Genomic DNA, 19,762 nt, shown 5'->3' on the forward strand with positions numbered 1-19,762 from the left:
CACTTCAATATCTTTGCGTTGCTACAAAAGATCTAAGCGGAAGAAAACCGCACCTAAATGCCCCATTCATTTAAGGGCCTTTAGGTCATACCCTTTTAGGTACTAACGTGCAGTAGGAGATGGAATAAAGCTCCTACTGCATGAAGCTTCACTTTATCACGTCTAATTTTAATACATTCTAATGCCACACTCTAACCCATACTCCTATTTTCTTTCCCACAAGTTTTATGGTAAAATTTTTACGTATCTAGACTTTCTCATACAAAGATAAAAGATATACATAAAACATTCATAACCCAATCCTTACTACGATTTTAAGCTTTCTACCAAGCTAAACCCGCAGGAATTCAAAAGATGCTGCGGGATAACTTCTTCGTCTCTCTTTCATAAGAAAACAAGTTCTAATATGCCCCTGTACATGTTAATGAGTTTTTCCTCTATAAATGGAGCAGCCCAACTTGTAGTCTACCACGTCTATGCTATTCAACTTATCTAGTATAGGAGAAAAGAGAGCGTTTATATTTTTAGTTACCTATTTAAACCATCACTTATAATCTCAATATTATATTTTAAATATTTTACATAAGTGTCTACTTCATCCCCAGGCTGACCAATTTCATCAGAGTAAATTGCTTTTTCATAAATGTCCACACCAGACTCTTTAGATACAGTTTCCATTGGGCGAGGGTCGACATTCGATTCTACAAACAAGACTGGAACATTATTCTTATTAATATATTCAACCAATGATTTAATTTGTTCTGGTGAGCCGTTTTCCTCTGTATCCACTCTCCATATACATTCTTCTTCCATTCCGTAGTGATCAAGCATATATTGAAACGCACATTCACTCGTCACTAGTATACGCCTATCCTCTGGAATAGCTTTTATTTTTTCTTGATACTCTTTATCAATTTCCTTTAACCTTGATAAATATTCTTTTGCGCGCTCTCCATAGTAATCTTTATTATCAGGATCTACTTCAATGAAAGCATCCCGCATATTTTCAACCATTTTAATGCCTACCCCTGGGTCAATAAAAGAGTGTGGATTTATTTCTTCTTCCCTGCTGCCTTCAGCTGATAAATACATTGGTTCAACACCTTCAGTTAAGTTATACACATTAGATTCATTTTGCCCGACGGAATCGATCATCTTGAAAAACCACCCGTCTTTACCACCCTCTAAATTCATTCCGTTATAAAAAAGAACATCTGCATCCGTTGCCTTTTTTATATCCTCGGGTAATGGTTCATACTCGTGAGGATCCGTCCCAGTAGGTACTAAGTTATGTACCTCAACCTTATCTCCACCAACTTCTCTAGCTAAATCACTGATGATAGTAAATGAAGAAATAACTAGTAAGCTCTCTTCATCAGAATCTGAAGCTGCATTTCCTTTTTCTTTGTTTTCGTTTCCACAACCAGCCAAAATAATTAAAGTCAGACTGACTGCTAAAATTATTTTCAGTAAGTTCTTCATTAATAGTACTCCCTTCCCTATTAGCAATTTTCTAAGTTAACCTACAGCTAAAGCACTCGTTTCAAACTTTGGTTGTCTTATTGAAGCTTTTTTATCGATTGATAATTGGGACCGCTTCTTTAAACGGGATCCGTAAATATGTCCTTTCTTTTATTAATTCTTAGTGTACGCAAAAGCACACCTTGTTTTGGGGAGAAGAGAAATGCCACCAAAAACATTGCTGTGGTTGCAAGTGCGATTACCGGACCAGATGGTAAATTATAAGTGAAACTAAAATATAGTCCAATAATGGCTGATAAAGCTCCGAAAAAAGCAGCCATAAAAATCATTACTGACATCCGATTTGTTAATAAATAGGCTGTTGCAGCCGGAGTGATTAACATAGATATGACTAGGATTACGCCAACTGTCTGTAATGAAGCCACAGTCACAAGAGTTAATAAAACCATGATGGCATAATGAATCATTCTTACTTTTAGTCCGTACGCAGCAGCCATTGTTTCGTCAAAACTGGACACAAGAAACTCTTTATAAAACAACAATACTGAAAGAAGGACAACAACACCCACAATAATGGTTAACCACATATCTGATGAGCGTACCGACAATACATTTCCAAATAAAATTTGTGTTAAATCCGTAGCGCTTTGAGCTAATGTTATTAAAATAATCCCAAAAGCGAAGGCTGCGGAAAAAACAATTCCAATAGAAGAATCATTTTTCACACGGCTATTTTGACTAATTATTCCAATTCCTATAGCTGAAAGTATTCCTGTTAAAACCGCCCCATAAAAATAATTGATTCCTAACATATAGGAAATTGCTACTCCTGGAAGCACTGCATGGGAAACTGCATCCCCCATTAGAGCCATACCGCGAAGTACAATGAAGCTTCCTATGACTCCACAAATAATTCCTACTACAATCGATGTAATTAGTGCTTTTTGTAAAAATTCGTAGTTCATCATATCCTGGATAAATTCCATTACACTTCACCTCCTACACTTTCCATCATGTTAAGTGAATAATTATAAGCTTTTTGCATTAATTTTGGCTTGAATACATATTCTACGGGTCCAGAGCTTATAATTTCTTTATTAATTAAAACGAGATCATCAAAATAACTCTTTACTTTGGATAAATCATGATGAACTACAAATACTGTCTTTCCTTCATTGCGCAAATCTTTTAGTATACGAATAATAACTTCTTCACTCGCTACATCAATACCAACAAATGGTTCATCTAAAAAGAAATACTCTGCTTTTTGCGCTAAAGCACGCGCCAAAAAAACTCGTTGCTGTTGTCCTCCAGATAGTTCGCCAATTTGGTTCTTTGCATACTTCTCCATTCCCACTTTCTTTAGGCATTCCATCGCCCAATTACGATCGTGCTTTTTAGGACGGCGGAATAAACCTAATTTGGGAAATGTGCCTAGTAACACGGTATCTTTAACAATAATAGGGAAATCCCAGTCTATATTTGATCGTTGGGGAACGTAGGCAATTTTCTTTTGAATGGTTTGTAATGGTTGGTCCTCTATCATCACTTCGCCACTATCGCGTGGTATTAGCCCAAGCATCGCTTTCATCATGGTAGACTTTCCAGCACCGTTTGGTCCAATAATGCCAATAAGTTTCCCACTTTCAAATGAGAAGCTTACATTTGAAATAACTTGTTTTCCATAATAAGAAACACTGAGTTTCTTTACGTTAATTTGTTGCATAGCGATTCTCCTCCTCACATCTGAAGTTAAAAATTATTTAAACTACTAAATTCAAAGCAAAGCTTATTAAAATAAACCTGTAATCAGTGGGATTTCTTTTGTCCCCAGCTGATGGTTAGATGAATTGGCTTTAGACGCTGCTTTCTCCACCGGACTCGTTGCAGAACAGCTTTCAAGTCTTGAAGCGGGAGGCTGGCAGCATCTTGATACGGGATAAAAAATAAGAGCTTGAAAAAGGTTGACATGCATACTGCATTTTCTGTTCACCCTTCTTCGCTTATATAAGGCTTCTATCTTACCTGTTTAAAAAACTTTTCATTTTAAACTTTTAATTATTAAACTAGTTAAAGAAAACCATCCCTCCTAATTAAGTAAGTTTATGTTTGTGTAAATAAATTTTAATTTTCTGTCCCTTTGTTTTGCAGAGGATTTTCAACAGTCGAGTACTTCTAGGACGTAGAAATTTTTTTCGTATTCTTGACATAAGGAAAAGATTTTACATTATTTACATGCTTTCTAGCTTGAAATTTCAACGATTGGTAAGCATAGCGCTATTTTTATCATTTTTGCTTTTATACCTTGGCAACCGATAATGGTTAATAAAAGCATCTTAAAAGTAAGTTTTTAATATTTTGTCCATTCCTATTTGGTCAAGTGCATTTTATAGCTAAAGGAAAAATAGTTTTATGCATTAAAAGTTTTTTATTATTATCATTATTTTGCGTTCATGCAAATTAAATTATAGTATACAATTTTATAAAAGTAAACCATTATAAGAAATAGGATACGTTTTGTACGTAAGCAGTTCTTACTTTAGAGAATGGGAGCACTTTTTATGGATGAGTACCATATGGTTACAAAAAGGTAACAGATAGAAAAATGAGAAGATTAATTATTGATGAAGAAATTTTGTAAGAAGAAGTTAAGTTGGTTATGCTGGTTAGAATTGGACTGCTTATTTCTATCCAAAAAGGACTATTTACATGACAGTTGTCATTGAAGAAGCAACTAAAGTTTTAGGAATCATGCCTCTAAAACCAGGGGTATGCCGATGTCGGGCGGCAAGCCCGTATATTAGTCGGCCTTCCTCTTAGCGATATAACGGATGATGACTTATCGGAGGGCGCATTTCTAAAGTCGCATCGTTGCTGGGTGCTTAAGCCGGACATGGCTTATTCAGTTATTTTGTTATACATAAGCCACTAATTTTATATTTTCTTAACTTATAAGAAAGACAACTAGCTGATAACAATTGATATTACTATGATTTATACCAGTACAAGGTTGGAAAAGAGTATATATTACAGCTTGCTATTTTCTCTGAAGAGTCCTAGAGCCCGCACGTTTTTCTTTAAGTTTAGTTCTGCCGTGACATAAGCTTTGCGGTTCTGAAAGTTTAGCGTTGGAATAAATATCTTAAAGTCGCCAACGCAAAAGCGAGCGAATCACGCCCGCCTTCCCAAGTAAATCCTTACTATGTTTATTAGAATCACTTCGACTCCCCCATTTGCTACTAACTTTTTTACCACCTTTTAAAGTGAGGTTCACCCAGAATAGAGGAAAAAATGGCTATCACAATTCCGTTCAGCGATTTAAGCAATTATCAAACATTAGAAAAACGATTCAAGCTAGCGCCACGAAAATGGAGATGCTTAAAGCGGGCATGGCAAATCCCAACATTATGCGGGCGCAATAATGGGTTAGCAACGTTCTGGTCCTGTGTTGGGATCCTAACTCACTTGGACATCCAATACTGCTTAGGCGCACCTTGTAGGAGTATCAGCGATATTTTGACTAGAACGTAAGAAGTCCGTTGAAAGTGCAATGATTTTTCCTACAACGAATCTTAAAAAAAGAGTTTCCATATTACAGGAAATTCTCTTTTCACCATAAACTCTATTTAGCATTAATTGGCACCCACAGCTCATGCCTTGGCTTATGCTTTGGAGGATAATAACATTCCATACACGGTAAATTAGCTAGTTCATAACCGGAAGTTGGAATCCATTCCGAGTATAACCTTTTCCAAGCCTCCACAATATTAGGAAAAACAGCCCAAGTGGCTGGCGGGATAATCAATGTTTCCATATCACTTGGTGCATCGTCATCATATCGCACCCCCATAAAATATGCGAATTCATCATCGGTAATAGCTGCTTCTTTTCCACAAACACCTAACAGACTTTCAAGGGTACATTTTGGATTTTCCCAGGACATATCGATAAGCTCTTGCATAAAGCCGTCTTTTTTGGCAGTATTCCACAGTGTAGGTATCATTTTAAACGCTTTGCTCGTTTTTACAAATTTACTTTTTCCAACAATCTTTATTTCAAAATCTAACTGTTCGATTCGGTATTCCATTTCAGTATCTCCCTTGATGGATATTTGAAATGAGATTTTAGGAAAGGCTTTTAAGGATATCCCCTTTGCACGAGCAGCTGAGGGGGGTAATCCATGTGTCTTCTTGAAAGCACGGGAGAATGAATCAACAGAATCATATCCATATTTTATCGCTGCATCCATTATTCGAATATCACTTTTTTGAATTTCAAATCCAGCAAGGGTTAAACGCCTGCGTCGAATATATTCTGAGAGGGATATACCAGCAATAGCGGAAAACATCCGGGAAAGATGATATTCTGAGCAGCAGCCCACTTGTGCCATTTTTTTATAGCTTACTTCTTGTTCAAGGTTCTCTTCAATGTAATCTAGTACGTTATTCATTCTCTCCAGCCAGTCCATATACTCTGTCTCCTTTCATACTTATATTTTAATCGAAATGAGATATTCGTGTACGACTTTTTCTGCCTAAAATAGTCGGCTAATTCTTCTCTTCTAAACCATAACTGCAACTAAACTTTTACTTAGACGTATTATTAACTCCGCCAGGGTAAAAGTTCTGGACACAGTAAGACACATGCAATTGATTGCGTAGCTAGTGTTATTACCAGTAGCTATGTAGTGTAATCCACAGTCTGGGAAACCGTTAACTATCTATAAACTTGAAATAGGGAAGTATAATGATTGCTTGATTTTGCTGGAACATACAGCGGAGTAATTAACCCGACAACAATGTCACAAAGTATATATGCCAAGGTGAAAGTGTCTCCGTAAAAATGCAAAAAGTGGAATTAGAAAAATTACTCCCCTTGCCCATTGTGAAAAGATCATCATCCATTTGCGACTACAGCGGTCAATAAAAGACCCAATCACCAACTGAAGAATGAGAGTAGAATTTAAATGCCAGCGATTTTCGATTTTTCATTTAGAAAAACGGAACAAAGGCGCAAGTGCCCGTTTAGCAACGTAGCGACTGGAGCGAAACAACTAAAGTTTTAGGAATCACGGTGAGGATACGAACCAATGATGACTTATCGTAGGGCGATTTCGTGAAGTCGCCTAGTTGATGGGCGCTTAAGCCGGACGTGGCTATTCCGTTATACCGTACTCATAAGCCAAAATTTTTAAGCTTTCTTATCTTCTAAAAAAAGGTTGTTTCATTATCTAGTGTAGTTAATAAATAGAGAGAGAGAGAGGAAGTTAGCCAACTGGAGGAACTTGTTAGCAAAAGAAAACAGACCTAACATTAAATTAGATTATCAAAAAGGGAAATACAGGGAATATGCTAACATTTGGAAAATATCAGCTGGTATAACCAAATTTACGAGAACCAAAAAACAAGCAGGACTTCACACTCCCCTGCTTGTTTTGCCTACTATTTATCTTTTGCTTTCTTATCCAAAACAGAGCGTAGTTCGTTAATTTCTTCATCCGATAAGGTTTCTTCCTCCATAAACTGAACGAGGAGTGATTTAAATGCGCCTCCATAAATGCGCTGAATAAAAGATTTCGCTTCCGTTCGCTGACATTCATCCTGTGAATACAAAGGGAAAAACGTATAAACTTTTGTATCCCGATTTACATCAACCACCTCTTTTTGAACAAGTCGATCTAAGAGTGTCCGCACTGTTTTAGGACTCCAGTCCGTATGTCCCTGTAAAGCTTTATATACTTCATTAGCCGTTTGTGGCTGTGGGGATCGTTTCCATAACGATTCCATGACTTCCCACTCAGCTTCCGATATTTTTGGTACATGCTTTGTCATTACTATTTTCCTCCCTATTAATTCCTGAGAGCTACGCTTTAGAATGTCTCCATCGGTTAGTTAAAAATTCTCGTCTTGGATATAGATGTGTTTATCCTTTAAAATCGATAGCGTTATATCCGTTGCTTCGCGTCCAGAAGCATGATCGTCTTGGTGAATATTGGTGGCAAAAAAGTACGTATTCCCCTTTGCCTCTACATAGCCAATAAACCAGCCGTTTGTATTTTTCTCATTCACGCTACCTGTCCCTGTTTTACCTGAGAGGACAGAGCCATTTGCTTTTTCTAATTGGATCGCCTCTTTTACTGCTTGGATATTTCTTTCTTTAAACTGGAATTTGTTTGTGTAAAAATCATATAGCAATTGCACCTGCTCTACAGGAGATATTCGTAGAGAGGATTCGAGCCAATATCCTGCTAAGCCTCCTGAAATATCGCGATTTCCGTAGTTAATTTGCTTTAAGTATGCTTCGATCTTATCCTCCTGCACCATCTGATCTATCTTCTGAAAATACCATGTTACCGAAGATGCCATAGCAGATGAAAGAGTTTGATCTTGGTTCCAAGTCTGATAAGGATATGAAGTACCATTCCATTTCATGGTGGAATGATCAGCAGTTATTGCATTTGTTTCTAAACCTAATAATGCACTAAAAATCTTATATGTCGAGTTAGGCGATACCCTTAATGTACTCTGATCCTGATTGTAAATGGTATAAGCATCCGCATTTCTATCATATAAGACAAAGCTGCCCTCATAATCGTGAAAGTATTCGCTTAAGTCTTCATAGCTAACCTGGTTATGGTGGAATTCATAGCGATCCTGCTTAGACGTCATAGCTGATACAAATGGAATTTGGCTAAAAACAACCATGAACATTAGAATAAAAACGCCGATGCTTACATACCTTTTTCTCCTCTGCTCTGGTTGATAAGCAACAATTTCCATAATCCGCTTTTTTATTTGCGACTTTGAACCGTTCAGCTGATTAGCTATTGAAATAGGCTTGAAGGTAGAGGACGAGTGAATAAAATAAAGTAGCGTTTTCCCATAAGATGCGTGGTCATGTTTGTCCAACCTATTTAATACAGCTGTATCACACGCCATTTCTCTATCAAGACGCATTGCTCGAAAAGCAATCCATATAAACGGATTAAACCAGTAGATGATTTGGTAAAAAATCAGCAGATAATTCGTGAATGTGTCTTTATGCTTATAATGAGTAAGTTCATGAAGTAAAATATATTTAATCTCTTCTTTGGAAAGCCATTGCTGAAAGCCGCTTGGAAGAACCACATATGTCGTGAATAAGCCAAAGGTCATCGGTGATGCATTCTGTGGAGCTTGTAACAGCCTTATCTTTTTGGATATACGCAGTCTCCTTTTACATTCACTAAATAAATCTAGCACGTCTTTATCTTCTATCGCCATAGCTGAACGCTTTATGCTTCTGAGCTTCCACCATGAATGAATGTAAAGCATAAAGAGCGCTACTATCCCTATAAGCCAGATGCTCGCAATAACTATATTAAAATGATCTAGATCAGGGCGATTTACGTTGGTTGCAAAATCCTGCATCCACATAGTATGATCGCTTTTATCCAGCGCTTGTTCAGTGCCACTATTTGATCTATTGCTTTCATGCGGCTCGTTACCTTGAAAAGTATGCAATGGCGTAAAGTAAGATTCCGATATTAAATTTGTTGGCATAAAAGGAAGTGTCAACGCAAATAGCAAGAGAAACCATAGATTATAATGCCATTTAGCTGATAAATGATTTTGGAATACTTTCTTAATCAGTAAAAGAATAGCAATTGTAAAGGAAGAAACAAGCAATCCCGTAATAAATAGCGTAAAGAACATGAATTCCCCTCCATGTTAATTTTTTGGTTGAATGAGGGTTTCGACAATAATGATTAAAAATCTATATAACTTTTAGATTTTCCTATAGTGTAAGAAGCTCCATATTTTGGATCTTTATTTTTTGTTGACTTCACTTGACTACAATTGTAGTATAAAATTACGATTGTAGTCAACAAAGAGTTACTGGATTTTTTAGTAATTTCGCATGCCTTGTAGGATTACACTTGTAGTCAATTGAATTTTAATTACTACTTACTTTTTTAATCTAGGTTAGGAGATGATAGCGGTGAAACGAATATGGCTTCGCGTAGTCTTGATTAGTTTACTTCTTTTAGGTACTTCGGGCTGCTTCAAATCGGAAGACCCCGAAGATATATATCAAGCATATTTAGCCAGCTGGAAGCAGATGGATTTTGAAAAAATGTATCAGTACCTGTCTCAAGCAACAAAAGAAAAAGTGTCAAAAGAGCAGTTTGTTAATCGGTATAAGAAAATTTATCAGGGTATAGAAGCTAAAGCCTTGAAGGTAGAAGCAATAAAAGACGAACAAGCGGATGATGAGTCTGAGGCGAAAGCTTTTAGATACCGTCTAAAAATGGACACCTTAGCTGGTCCTATTGAATTTGATAACGATATAACCATTGTAAAGGAAACAGATAAAGCACCCAAGGATTGGGGCGTTGCGTGGGATCCTTCACTTATTTTCCCCTCTATGGAAGAAGGAGATCAGATATCTGTCCAACACTTAGATGCTTCTAGAGGAGAAATTAGGGACAAAAATGGGAGCGGATTAGCCATTAATGCAGAAACCAATGTGATCGGCGTCGTCCCAGAGAAACTTGAATCAGATCAGGCAAAGAGTAAGTTGCAAAAGCTTTTAGATATCGAAAAAAAAGAGATGAATCAGATATTAAATGCTAGCTGGGTAAAGCCAAATTCATTTGTTCCACTAGCTACGCTCCCTGTTAGCGAAAAAAATTTGGATGCCTATTTGGTAATACCCGGAGTCAAGGCTCAGGAGAAAACAGTGAGATTCTATCCTTTTGGTCCTGGTGCAGCACATTTAACTGGTTATGTCCGTGAAATTACTGCTGAACAACTTGCGAAACGAAAAGGAAAAGGTTATTCTGCCAGCGATATAATCGGTCAAGCTGGTTTAGAAAGCGTCTTTGAAGATCGTTTGAAAGGAAAGAACGGTGTACACATCTTTATCAAGCATGCTGATGGAAGCTTAAAACAGACACTTGCCAAAGTAGATGCCGTTCCGGGAGAGGACATTCAATTAACGATTGATGCAGCACTTCAGGATAGTATTTATCAGCAGCTTGATGGGGATGCAGGAACTGCTGCAGCTATTGAACCAAAAACGGGTGAGATTCTATCCTTAGTCAGTTCTCCTTCCTATGACCCCAACGCTTTTGTAACAGGTCTCTCAGACGAGCAATGGACAAAGTGGAGTAAGGATCCCAAGAAGCCGTTATTAAATCGCTTTACCAATCTGTATGCACCTGGCTCTGTGTTTAAAACTCTAACAGCTGCAGTTGGATTAAAAACCGGAATAACGGATCCAAATAAAGTCAGATATATAGACGATCTAAATTGGTCAAAGGATGAATCATGGGGAGATTACTATGTTACAAGAGTTAGCGCAAAGCCTAAGGTAACATTACGCGATGCTTTTGTTTATTCGGATAATATTTACTTTGCTCAAGAGGCATTGGATATTGGACTGGAAACTTATACACAAGAAATAAAGCGGTTTGGATTTGAGGAAAAACTGCCTACTCCTATTACAATCAAACCTTCCATTCTCTCAAATAAAGGGATAAAAAATGAAATTCACTTAGCCGATTCAGCCTATGGTCAAGGAGAAGTGATGATGAGTCCTCTGCACTTAGCTTTAGTTTATACACCCTTTATCAATAATGGTGATATGCTACATGCTCACTTGCTCAAGGACGAAAAACGAAAAATCTGGAGAAAGAAAATAGTTTCTCCAGAAATAGCCAATGAAATTACTAACTACCTTATCCAAGTAGTGGAAGATCCAAATGGTACTGCGCGCGGCGCTTATATTCCTGGTATGACCATTGCGGGCAAATCGGGAACGGCGGAAATCAAAGCAACGAAGGAGGACAAGGATGGAACGGAAAATGGCTGGTTTGTTGGCTATGATACGGAACAAGCTAAGCTGTTATTAACCATGATGGTTGAAGACGTAAAAGAGCGTGGGGGAAGTGGATATGTCGTATCGAAATCCGGAAAAATATTCCATTCTATCAAATAATTATGGAAAAAGGGAAGAAATCATATGACTAAAAAGAAAAAAAGAGAGCAAATTTCCTTTCGCGTCAATATCGTCTTTCTGTTTATTTTCATCCTGTTTGCGATACTTATCCTTCAATTAGGAATCGTACAAATTTTACATGGAGAGAAGTTTCAAGATAAAATTGAGCAAACAATCCAAGAAACAGCTAAAATCTCAACTCCCAGAGGAAAAATGTACGACCGCAACTATCAAATAGTTGTCGATAATGAACCTGTATATGCTATCACATACACACCTCCCAAAGGGATTCAAGCGGAAGATCGTCTGGAGCTTGCTAAGAAGCTTTCCAAACGAATCACCATGGTGCCAAAAAGAAAGAAACCGCAAACTTACTTAGACAATCTATTGACAGAAAGGGATTTACAAGAATATGTGTATTTGCTGCATAAAAAGAAGGTGGAGGGAAGATTGCCTGAGCAAAAGAGAACTAACTTAAATAACGGAGAAGCCTATCATGCTCTGCTGGATTTAATTAAAAAAGAGGAAATGAATCAGCTTACTGTTAAAGAAAAAGAAATTATTGCTATTAAAAAACAATTGGATAAGGCAACTGAATTCACTCCCCATATCATTAAAAATGAAGGGGTGACCAAAAAAGAATATGCAAGCATTGCAGAAAATTTAACTGATCTACCAGGAATTAATGCAACAACGGATTGGAATCGTGCTTACCCATATGGTGAATCAATCCAAAGTCTATTCGGTAATATTTCATCACATAAAGAAGGACTACCTTTAGATCAATTAGAATATTATCTAACCCTTGGATATAGTCGTAATGACCGCGTTGGCACGAGCGGGCTGGAAAAACAGTATGAAGATCTGCTTCAAGGTCGAAAAGAACAAATGGTATATGAAACAAATAAACATGGTGAGATAGTGACCCAAAATGTTGCAGTAGACGGACAGCGAGGGAAGGATTTGGTTCTGACAATTGATATGGAATTACAACAAAAAGTAGATACTATTCTACGTGAAGAAATGAAGGCTGTAATAAACAAGTATCCATATGAAAATAGATATATGCAGGATGCCTTAGCGGTGGTTATCAAACCAAAAACAGGAGATTTATTGGCTGTTTCCGGACAACGTTATGACCAGGAAAGGAGGAAATTCTACCATGCCGCCCATAAGGCCATCTATAATCAGCATATTCCAGGCTCCGTAGTGAAAGGGGCTACCGTTTTAGCAGGTCTTCAATCAGGGGTTATTCAACCTGGTGAGAGGCTTTATGATATTCCCATGAAAATTAAAGGAACACCTGAAAAAAGTTCCTATACCGATTCAGCATTAGGTTGGCTAAATGACCTTGATGCTTTAAAGCGATCCTCGAATGTATACATGTTTTATACCGCCTTAAGAATGGGCGGGGAATATAATTATCAATATAATCAGCCTGTCTCATTTGATCCGGAGTCTTTTCAACAAATGCGCAATTATTTCCACCAATTTGGATTAGGGATTACAACAGCTATTGATTTTCCGAATGAAAGCACAGGGTATAAGGGCGCAAATCCAGCCGCGGGTAATCTTATGGATTTTGCGATTGGACAATATGATACATATACAGTCTTGCAGCTCGCTCAATATGTGTCTACGATTGCCAACGATGGCTATAGAGTACGTCCGCATTTTTTAAAGGAAGTTCGCACTCCAAAGCCTTCATCTAGGGAAATCGGGCCTATATTTAGGAGTGCTCATACAACTGTATTAAACCGCGTGGAGATGAAACAGGAATATATAAAGCGAGTACAGGAAGGCTTCCGACGCGCTTTTCAGGAACCAGGCGGTACCGCTTATACTGCATTTAACGATAAAAACTATGATGCTATAGGAAAAACGGGCACAGCAGAAAATACCTTTAACGGAGATTACACAGAAAACCTATCTCTCATTGGCTATGCGCCTAAAAACAACCCTGAGGTTGCCTTCGCTGTTGTCGTTCCTCACACTGGAAAAGCAGAAAATATTAACTTGAAAATAGGGGAACGAATGATGGATGCTTACTTTAACCTGAAAGAAAACAGGGGGAATCGTCAATCTAAAGGAGAGTAAAAAGAGCTTAAGGATGATAGGAGAGAGGTGGAGGATATACCTTTTGTCATCTCTCTCATAAAGCCTATTAAACATCGAAGACTAATATTCTCGAAAATAGGCACCCCATTCCAAAAGTCCCGAAATATTAACTCCGTCAAAACCTAATTAATGCGTTTTAAAAAATAACCTTACAAATGAAAGGAAATTTAACAAAGTATATAGAGATTCGTTAGGGGACAGTAACCGAGGATTTTGAATATAACGACCTGATGATAATCAAATAATAACTTAAAGAACAAAGGTGAAATTTATCAGATGTTAAACAGTGTTACCCGTACATCACTCACACCAGAACCTATTTTAAAACAACAATTAATATAATACAGAATATTATCCCCCCGTACTTAACAGATAATTTGATAATAACCCTCTGTCTTTCCAACATCTTATGGACAAATCTCCTTCTTTTATCAAAAGACTGTTATCCCAAATATTATGTTTTTGGTTTGTTAGGCTTTTAGGTTCTGGCAGCTGTTTTTTATGGCAATATTTTTATCTGAACGGTAGGTAAAAATAAAAGGAGAACCATTAAGTGGGGCCTTACTAGAAATGAATCATCTGAAAAAGCAGATAATTAGAAAAAAGGTATAATCCATAAAGGAAAAATGTACGGTGAACTGACAACTTATGTGCTCCTTTAGGGAGTTTTCAATCGTGGAACACCGATTACTGCATCTTGAACATAAAAAGAGTAATGTTACGTAGGATTTCCCTTCTTACCAGATCGTTTATTTTATGATGAAGCCATCTAATAAAGGTGGTGTTCGTGATGTTAGTAATAAACAATGTTAGTAAAAAATACGGAAAAACGACGGCTTTAAACGATATTTCCCTGAAGCTTAACAAGGGCGCTTGCTTAGGCTTAGTTGGTCCTAATGGAGCAGGGAAATCAACGCTTCTGAAAATTATTGTTCATATTGTTCAAGCATACGAAGGTAAGATTATCTTCACAGGTACATCCAATACTGATCAGAAACGAACCATTGGATATGTTCCTCAAGATATTTGTTTAGAAGAAAATGTCTCCGCCATCCAAAACTTATATTTCTTTGGCAGGATATATCAATTACGTGGCAAAGCGTTACAAAAGCAAGCCGAGAAAGTACTGCGCTATGTCGGGTTGAGTGAGAGAAAAAAAGATAAGGTGAAAACTTTTTCAGGCGGTATGAAACGCCGTTTAAATATAGGATGTGCCCTAATGCATGAGCCACAATTCATTATTATGGATGAGCCAACAGTCGGCATTGATCCACAATCAAGACATTATATTTTAGACATGATTAAGCAAATGAAGGAAGAAAACCGTACCATTATTTATTCTAGTCACTATATAGAGGAAGTAAATAAAATTTGCGATGAAGTCGCATTTATTGACCAAGGAAAATTAATTGAACATGACACTATCCATCGTTTAATCGAAAAACACGCTGTACCTGCAATATTTTTCGCCTGTCCAAATAGCGAAAGTTTGCTTAAAGACCTCCATCAATTATCAGATCATATACAACCATATAAAAATGGCTATAAGCTAACAACAGCTCATCCTATGCGGACAATGGAAGAACTGCTGGGCATATGTAGAGAAAAAAAGCTGGCGTTAAAGCAATTTGAGCTGATCTATCCAACGTTAGAGGATATATTTTTCAAGCTTACTGGGACGGAGCTTCGTGCTTAAAACAATAAAAGGAGGAACTAAGTATGAGATCTATTTTGCAAATGGAACTGATGAAAAATGCACAGGATAAAGGACTTTACTTTTGGACATTTCTGTTGCCAATCATTTTTACTGTTTTATTTATTTCTATTTTTACTTCCGGAACAGAAGGAGCCGATAAAGAGTATGTAATTATATCCATTGTACCAGGTTATGTAGTGATGTTTGTGTTTTTCATAATGATCTCGATGGGGTTTTCGTTTATTGACGACCGTGATAAAGGAATGGTAGCACGGCTTGCAAGTACACCCCTGTCTCCATACGCTTATCTGTTTGGAAAATGGTTGCCATATGTATTGCTTGTGTTTACTCAAATTATGGTATTGCTCACTTTTGGAAAAGTCGTATATAATATTCCAATAGAACAACCTTTATTGCTTGGTATGTTAGCACTTATCCTAACTATCTGCATTACAGGGCTTGGGCTGGCGTTGTCCTTACTTATCCGTACTAGCAACATGGGGGTCGCGGTTACACAAGTCATTGCTTTAGGGGGCGCATTATTAGGTGGACTTTGGATGCCCTTGGATGCGATGCCATCGCTTTTCCAAAAGATTGGAAAACTAACGCCTCAATATTGGGCACATAACGCATTTCAAGAAACGATGACCGGAACATTGGCTTACAATGATTTCTTTATCGCTAGCCTCATTTTACTCACATTCGGTGCGGTTGGTTTCATTATTGCATTCTTTGCCTATCCAAGCTTTTTAAATCGCGCAAAGCATTAATGGGTTCATTAGTGGGAGGAATATAATGAAGGTTAAAATTGATATCGATGATCAATATGAGGAGACTTCCATTATTATTCAAACGAATGAGTGGACAGATGAACTGCAGGAACTCGTTGCTTTGGTTAAGAAAGAAAAGCCGAAACGGTTATTTGGCGTGGAAGAGGATCAAACAGTTATTATAGATCCGGAAACAGTTGATTATATTTATTCAGAAAAAAGGAAAGTTTACGCAGCACTGGAAAATGGACGACGACTAGAAATAAAAATGAAATTGTTTGAAGTAGAGGAAGCGCTTGCTAACAGTCATTTCATTCGTTTTTCTAAATCGGTGATTGGTAATGTAAATCGTATTCAGCGGTTTGAACTCTCCTTTAATGGAAATCTATGTGTTTACTTTTCCTCAGGAAATAAAGAATATATTACACGTAAATATGTGACAAGCGTTAAAGAGAAACTGACGTCGGGAGGACTTCGTCATGATAGCTAAAATTTTGCGCCGAATGATATACGGAATCGCTTATGGGGCGATAGCAGTCTTCACCTTCTTAACAATTCTGATGATATTAAACATAACACTCCCTATCTTTCAAATATGGCTTTATACGTTAGCAAGTCTTGCCCTTGGTATTTACTACGGTCTGGCCTCCTTTATTTTTGAGCTGGAAAGTTGGAGCCCTCTAAAGAAAATCTTAGTACACTACAGTTTATCTTTAACTATCTACTTTACCTTTGCGCTTTCTCTACACTGGGTTCCTTTCCATTGGAAAGCCGTTTTAATTACGATTATTGGCTTTACGATTATTTATGCGTTGTTTTGGTTTGGATACACGCTTTATTATAAGAGAGTTGAGTCATCTCTAAACGATACCTTGCAAAAAAAAAGTGAAAAAAAGGGGAGCAGGTGCTTGTAACCTTCTTTCTCGGTAGAATAGTGTTTTAGTACCTTGCTCTTCCTAGCTGTTTGGCCCGCTCCTTGTTATCGAAAGAGGAAAAAAAGAAGCGGGGGCACTTTACCCCGCCAATTGTTAGTCTATATATAAATTAAGACATGTAGATCCTTTTACTGATTGCTGCATACGGATCTCCAATTCTTGAAAGGTGAGTATTGCACCTCGTATGCGAGATAAAATGGGATCGCCATACCACCAACTTCAACCACCGCCATCTGTTTACAGATCACTGACATAGCGAAAATAAACACAGTTATAGACCTTTATCGTTATCATTTGAAATACGAACATCTCTACCTGATCAAAACTTTACCCTCTCACAAGATTCTTACCCAATATATGCCTTAACCAAAAGCGATTCAAAAAGGTTTTGGCAATAAATCCAAATAACCGTAGATCTGATTATGAAAAATCATATCTAGAGTTATTTCTAATTTGTAGTTCTATAGGTATGTTTAATTCTTTGTTTTAACTTTTGAAAATCCAAAGAAATGAAGAAGTAAATTATCATTTTTAAGATTCCTTTAATATTTATATTATAAACTATAACATAATCAAACCTTATTCTAATTAAAGGGGGGTTTTTATGTTATTCATGGAAAAATTATTCATAACCATAGCCATTATTACGTTTATATTATCCATTTCGTTGTTTATTATAGAAATTGTAAAAAATGGATTTAAGTTTAGTAATTTTAAATTAGCTGCAACTCTCTTTATTATTTACATTATAAGTTTTATTGTTTTTTTAATTATACGTAACTAGGAGGAAATTTCATGATACTGATAAAAGATGTTTCATATCATGTTGATGGGAAATCCATTTTAAAAAAAGTAAATCTTAAATTAAATAAAGGGAAAGTGTATGGGATACTAGGACCCAATGGAGCAGGAAAAACTACGTTATTTAAAGCTCTTTTAGGTGCAATAAAGTATGAAGGGGAGATACTTGATGATGATCATACGTTAGTTGGAAAACTAATAGAATATCCGGCTTTTTATCCTAACTTAAGTTGTTTTGAAAATTTAAAATTACATGCATCTTATGCTCAATTAGATGACTGGCAAAGAAATATTGACAGCTTATTAAAGCTTGTAGGAATATTCCATGTTAAAAATAAAAAATTTAAGAGCCTATCTATGGGAATGAAACAAAGATTAGGTGTAGCAAAAGCACTAATGGGAAATCCAAATACTTTATTATTAGATGAACCTACTAATGGTCTAGATCCTATGGGAATAAAAGAGATGCGGAATTTAGTAGAAAAAGAAATAAGAAATAAAAATAGAATTGTTATGATTTCCAGTCATAATTTAAATGAGATTTCCCATATAACAGATACTATCATTTTTATAAACAACGGAGAAATAATATTGGAAATAGAAAACGAAGACGACACTTACATTATTGGGAAAGTTAGGGAAATATCAAATGAACAAAAAGAGGAAGAAATAACTTTATTAACGAACGATAAGAATGAAAATATAGTTGTTTTAAGCCGCAAAAAATTTGAAGCTATGAGTCAAAATAATACTATTTTTATGGAAGACATTCAATATGTAGATTTAGAAAATCTATATATTGAATTAATGTCACTAGGAATAACTGAGGTGAAAACCGTATGATTCAACTAATTAAAAATGAATTAATTAAAATAAGAAGTGAAAAATATATTAAATTTATTTTTATTTTAAACCTCATTCCTTTAATATTAAATTTTGCGAATTTTATTGTAAACAACAGAAATATGGCTCTAGAGAATGGCTTTTACTTTACTTTTTATAACCAATATTTTATGTTGCTTCCTATTATTAGTAGTATTATCATTTCATCTATATTTTATATAGAATACAAAAATAATACGTATTTAGATTGGATAACATACAATATTTCGAGAATGAAATTATTTTTTTCAAAGTTACTTGTATCACTACTCATTATGTTAATAATATTTCTCTCTAATCTAGTAATTCTATTGGGTTTTTATAGTGTGATAGATGGGGAAATTTCTAATCTATACAAAATAGTCTTGTCTTTCACAACATTACACCTAATTGTTGTCATCAGTGTTTCTTTAATCTTTTCTGTAATCATCCAACTAACAAGAAACATTGTGATAAGTATTTCCATTGGAATAGGAGGTTCCCTTATTTCTATGATCTTAATGGCAGCTCCATTTTCATACATGATACCACTTACCTTCGGATATAGAGCTGGTTTATACTTTGTTGACAATGAATTTTATTATGAAGATCCTTTATTTTCTACTTTTATGGGAATTGGATTAACTGTAATATTAACATTATTTATGTTAATACTGAGTTTGAAAATAATCAAGAACAAAACTATCTAACTTTCTTTTATATTGTCAGCGTAAAGTCAAAAGCCCATTTTGAAGTGACTTTAATAAGTTAGACATAAATCAAATGGTTAGGATTTTTTTACATGTGCTGGATTTACTAAGACTACTTTGAGTTGCTTTTCCATTAGCCAATAAGCCAAGGGGCAATCAGTAGTGCCCCGTTGGCTCCATACCGACAATAAAATCGGATTTCTCTTGGTGTATGGCCCATTCATCCATCCAATGAAGGAATGTTTGAAAGCCTTCCAACGCATTTTCAAAGTAGTGGTTTTCCAAATTGAACCCCACGGAAATCCTGAGCGCGAGCAACAGGTTTATTTTTGGCGATATCGACTCCAATAATTAAGGTTTTGTCTGTCAGTTGTAAAATCTTTTCATTTTGTTTATAATGCATAATAG

15 protein-coding genes and 1 pseudogene are annotated in these 19,762 nt (G+C 36.2%); 9 read left to right on the forward strand and 7 right to left on the reverse strand.

The features are described from left to right. Positions 1-528: 528 nt before the first annotated feature. The 6 genes from D1839_RS08510 to D1839_RS08535 all read right to left on the reverse strand — a co-directional run bounded on the left by D1839_RS08510 (position 529) and on the right by D1839_RS08535 (position 9,176). Positions 529-1,482, reverse strand: coding sequence for a metal ABC transporter solute-binding protein, Zn/Mn family (locus tag D1839_RS08510; protein WP_120379453.1), 954 nt, complete (start codon positions 1,480-1,482; stop codon positions 529-531). A gap of 119 nt (positions 1,483-1,601) precedes the next feature. Next, entirely contained in the window at positions 1,602-2,468 is an 867-nt protein-coding gene (locus tag D1839_RS08515) for a metal ABC transporter permease (RefSeq protein ID WP_120379452.1), read from the reverse strand. Next, on the reverse strand, positions 2,468-3,208 hold the full coding sequence (locus D1839_RS08520) for a metal ABC transporter ATP-binding protein (protein WP_120379451.1): 741 nt from the start codon (positions 3,206-3,208) through the stop codon (positions 2,468-2,470). Before D1839_RS08520 ends, D1839_RS08515 begins: the two co-directional genes overlap by 1 nt. A gap of 1,896 nt (positions 3,209-5,104) precedes the next feature. After that, positions 5,105-5,950, reverse strand: coding sequence for an AraC family transcriptional regulator (locus D1839_RS08525; protein ID WP_120379450.1), 846 nt, complete (start codon positions 5,948-5,950; stop codon positions 5,105-5,107). Positions 5,951-6,923: 973 nt separating this feature from the next. After that, on the reverse strand, positions 6,924-7,313 hold the full coding sequence (gene blaI, locus D1839_RS08530; protein ID WP_120379449.1) for a penicillinase repressor BlaI: 390 nt from the start codon (positions 7,311-7,313) through the stop codon (positions 6,924-6,926). A 60-nt stretch (positions 7,314-7,373) separates the two neighbouring features. Then, a complete protein-coding gene (locus D1839_RS08535; protein WP_120379448.1) occupies positions 7,374-9,176 on the reverse strand; it encodes a BlaR1 family beta-lactam sensor/signal transducer in 1,803 nt (600 codons plus the stop codon). Between the two features lie 286 nt (positions 9,177-9,462). Between D1839_RS08535 and D1839_RS08540 the strand changes: the two genes are divergently transcribed. From D1839_RS08540 to D1839_RS08580, 9 genes are all read left to right on the forward strand, one after another. Then, a complete protein-coding gene (locus D1839_RS08540; protein WP_158589626.1) occupies positions 9,463-11,463 on the forward strand; it encodes a penicillin-binding transpeptidase domain-containing protein in 2,001 nt (666 codons plus the stop codon). A gap of 24 nt (positions 11,464-11,487) precedes the next feature. After that, a complete protein-coding gene (locus D1839_RS08545; protein WP_120379446.1) occupies positions 11,488-13,560 on the forward strand; it encodes a peptidoglycan D,D-transpeptidase FtsI family protein in 2,073 nt (690 codons plus the stop codon). A gap of 811 nt (positions 13,561-14,371) precedes the next feature. Beyond that, positions 14,372-15,277: an ABC transporter ATP-binding protein gene (locus D1839_RS08550; RefSeq protein WP_120379445.1), complete on the forward strand. Its 906-nt coding sequence runs from the start codon at positions 14,372-14,374 to the stop codon at positions 15,275-15,277. Positions 15,278-15,300: 23 nt separating this feature from the next. Then, positions 15,301-16,047 carry an ABC transporter permease gene (locus tag D1839_RS08555; RefSeq protein WP_120379444.1) on the forward strand — a complete coding sequence of 249 codons (747 nt, stop codon included), beginning with the start codon at positions 15,301-15,303 and terminating at the stop codon, positions 16,045-16,047. Between the two features lie 25 nt (positions 16,048-16,072). Continuing rightward, the gene (locus D1839_RS08560) at positions 16,073-16,537 is read left to right on the forward strand and encodes a LytTR family DNA-binding domain-containing protein (RefSeq protein ID WP_120379443.1); all 465 of its coding nucleotides are present in this window, start codon (positions 16,073-16,075) and stop codon (positions 16,535-16,537) included. Continuing rightward, positions 16,527-16,961, forward strand: a complete 435-nt coding sequence (locus D1839_RS08565; RefSeq protein ID WP_120379442.1) for a DUF3021 domain-containing protein — start codon at positions 16,527-16,529, stop codon at positions 16,959-16,961. Before D1839_RS08560 ends, D1839_RS08565 begins: the two co-directional genes overlap by 11 nt. Positions 16,962-17,586: 625 nt before the next feature. Further along, positions 17,587-17,766, forward strand: a complete 180-nt coding sequence (locus tag D1839_RS08570; RefSeq protein WP_120379441.1) for a hypothetical protein — start codon at positions 17,587-17,589, stop codon at positions 17,764-17,766. Positions 17,767-17,777: 11 nt separating this feature from the next. After that, positions 17,778-18,626, forward strand: a complete 849-nt coding sequence (locus D1839_RS08575) for an ABC transporter ATP-binding protein (RefSeq protein ID WP_120379440.1) — start codon at positions 17,778-17,780, stop codon at positions 18,624-18,626. After that, positions 18,623-19,354: an ABC transporter permease gene (locus D1839_RS08580; RefSeq protein ID WP_120379439.1), complete on the forward strand. Its 732-nt coding sequence runs from the start codon at positions 18,623-18,625 to the stop codon at positions 19,352-19,354. Before D1839_RS08575 ends, D1839_RS08580 begins: the two co-directional genes overlap by 4 nt. A gap of 254 nt (positions 19,355-19,608) precedes the next feature. Here D1839_RS08580 and D1839_RS08585 read toward each other — a convergent pair. After that, positions 19,609-19,757 (reverse strand): annotated as a pseudogene (locus D1839_RS08585) (IS110 family transposase); the annotation flags it as partial. Positions 19,758-19,762: the final 5 nt, after the last annotated feature.

Source organism: Roseburia sp. 1XD42-34 (assembly GCF_009917385.1).
GTDB lineage: Bacteria > Bacillota > Bacilli > Bacillales > Amphibacillaceae > Virgibacillus.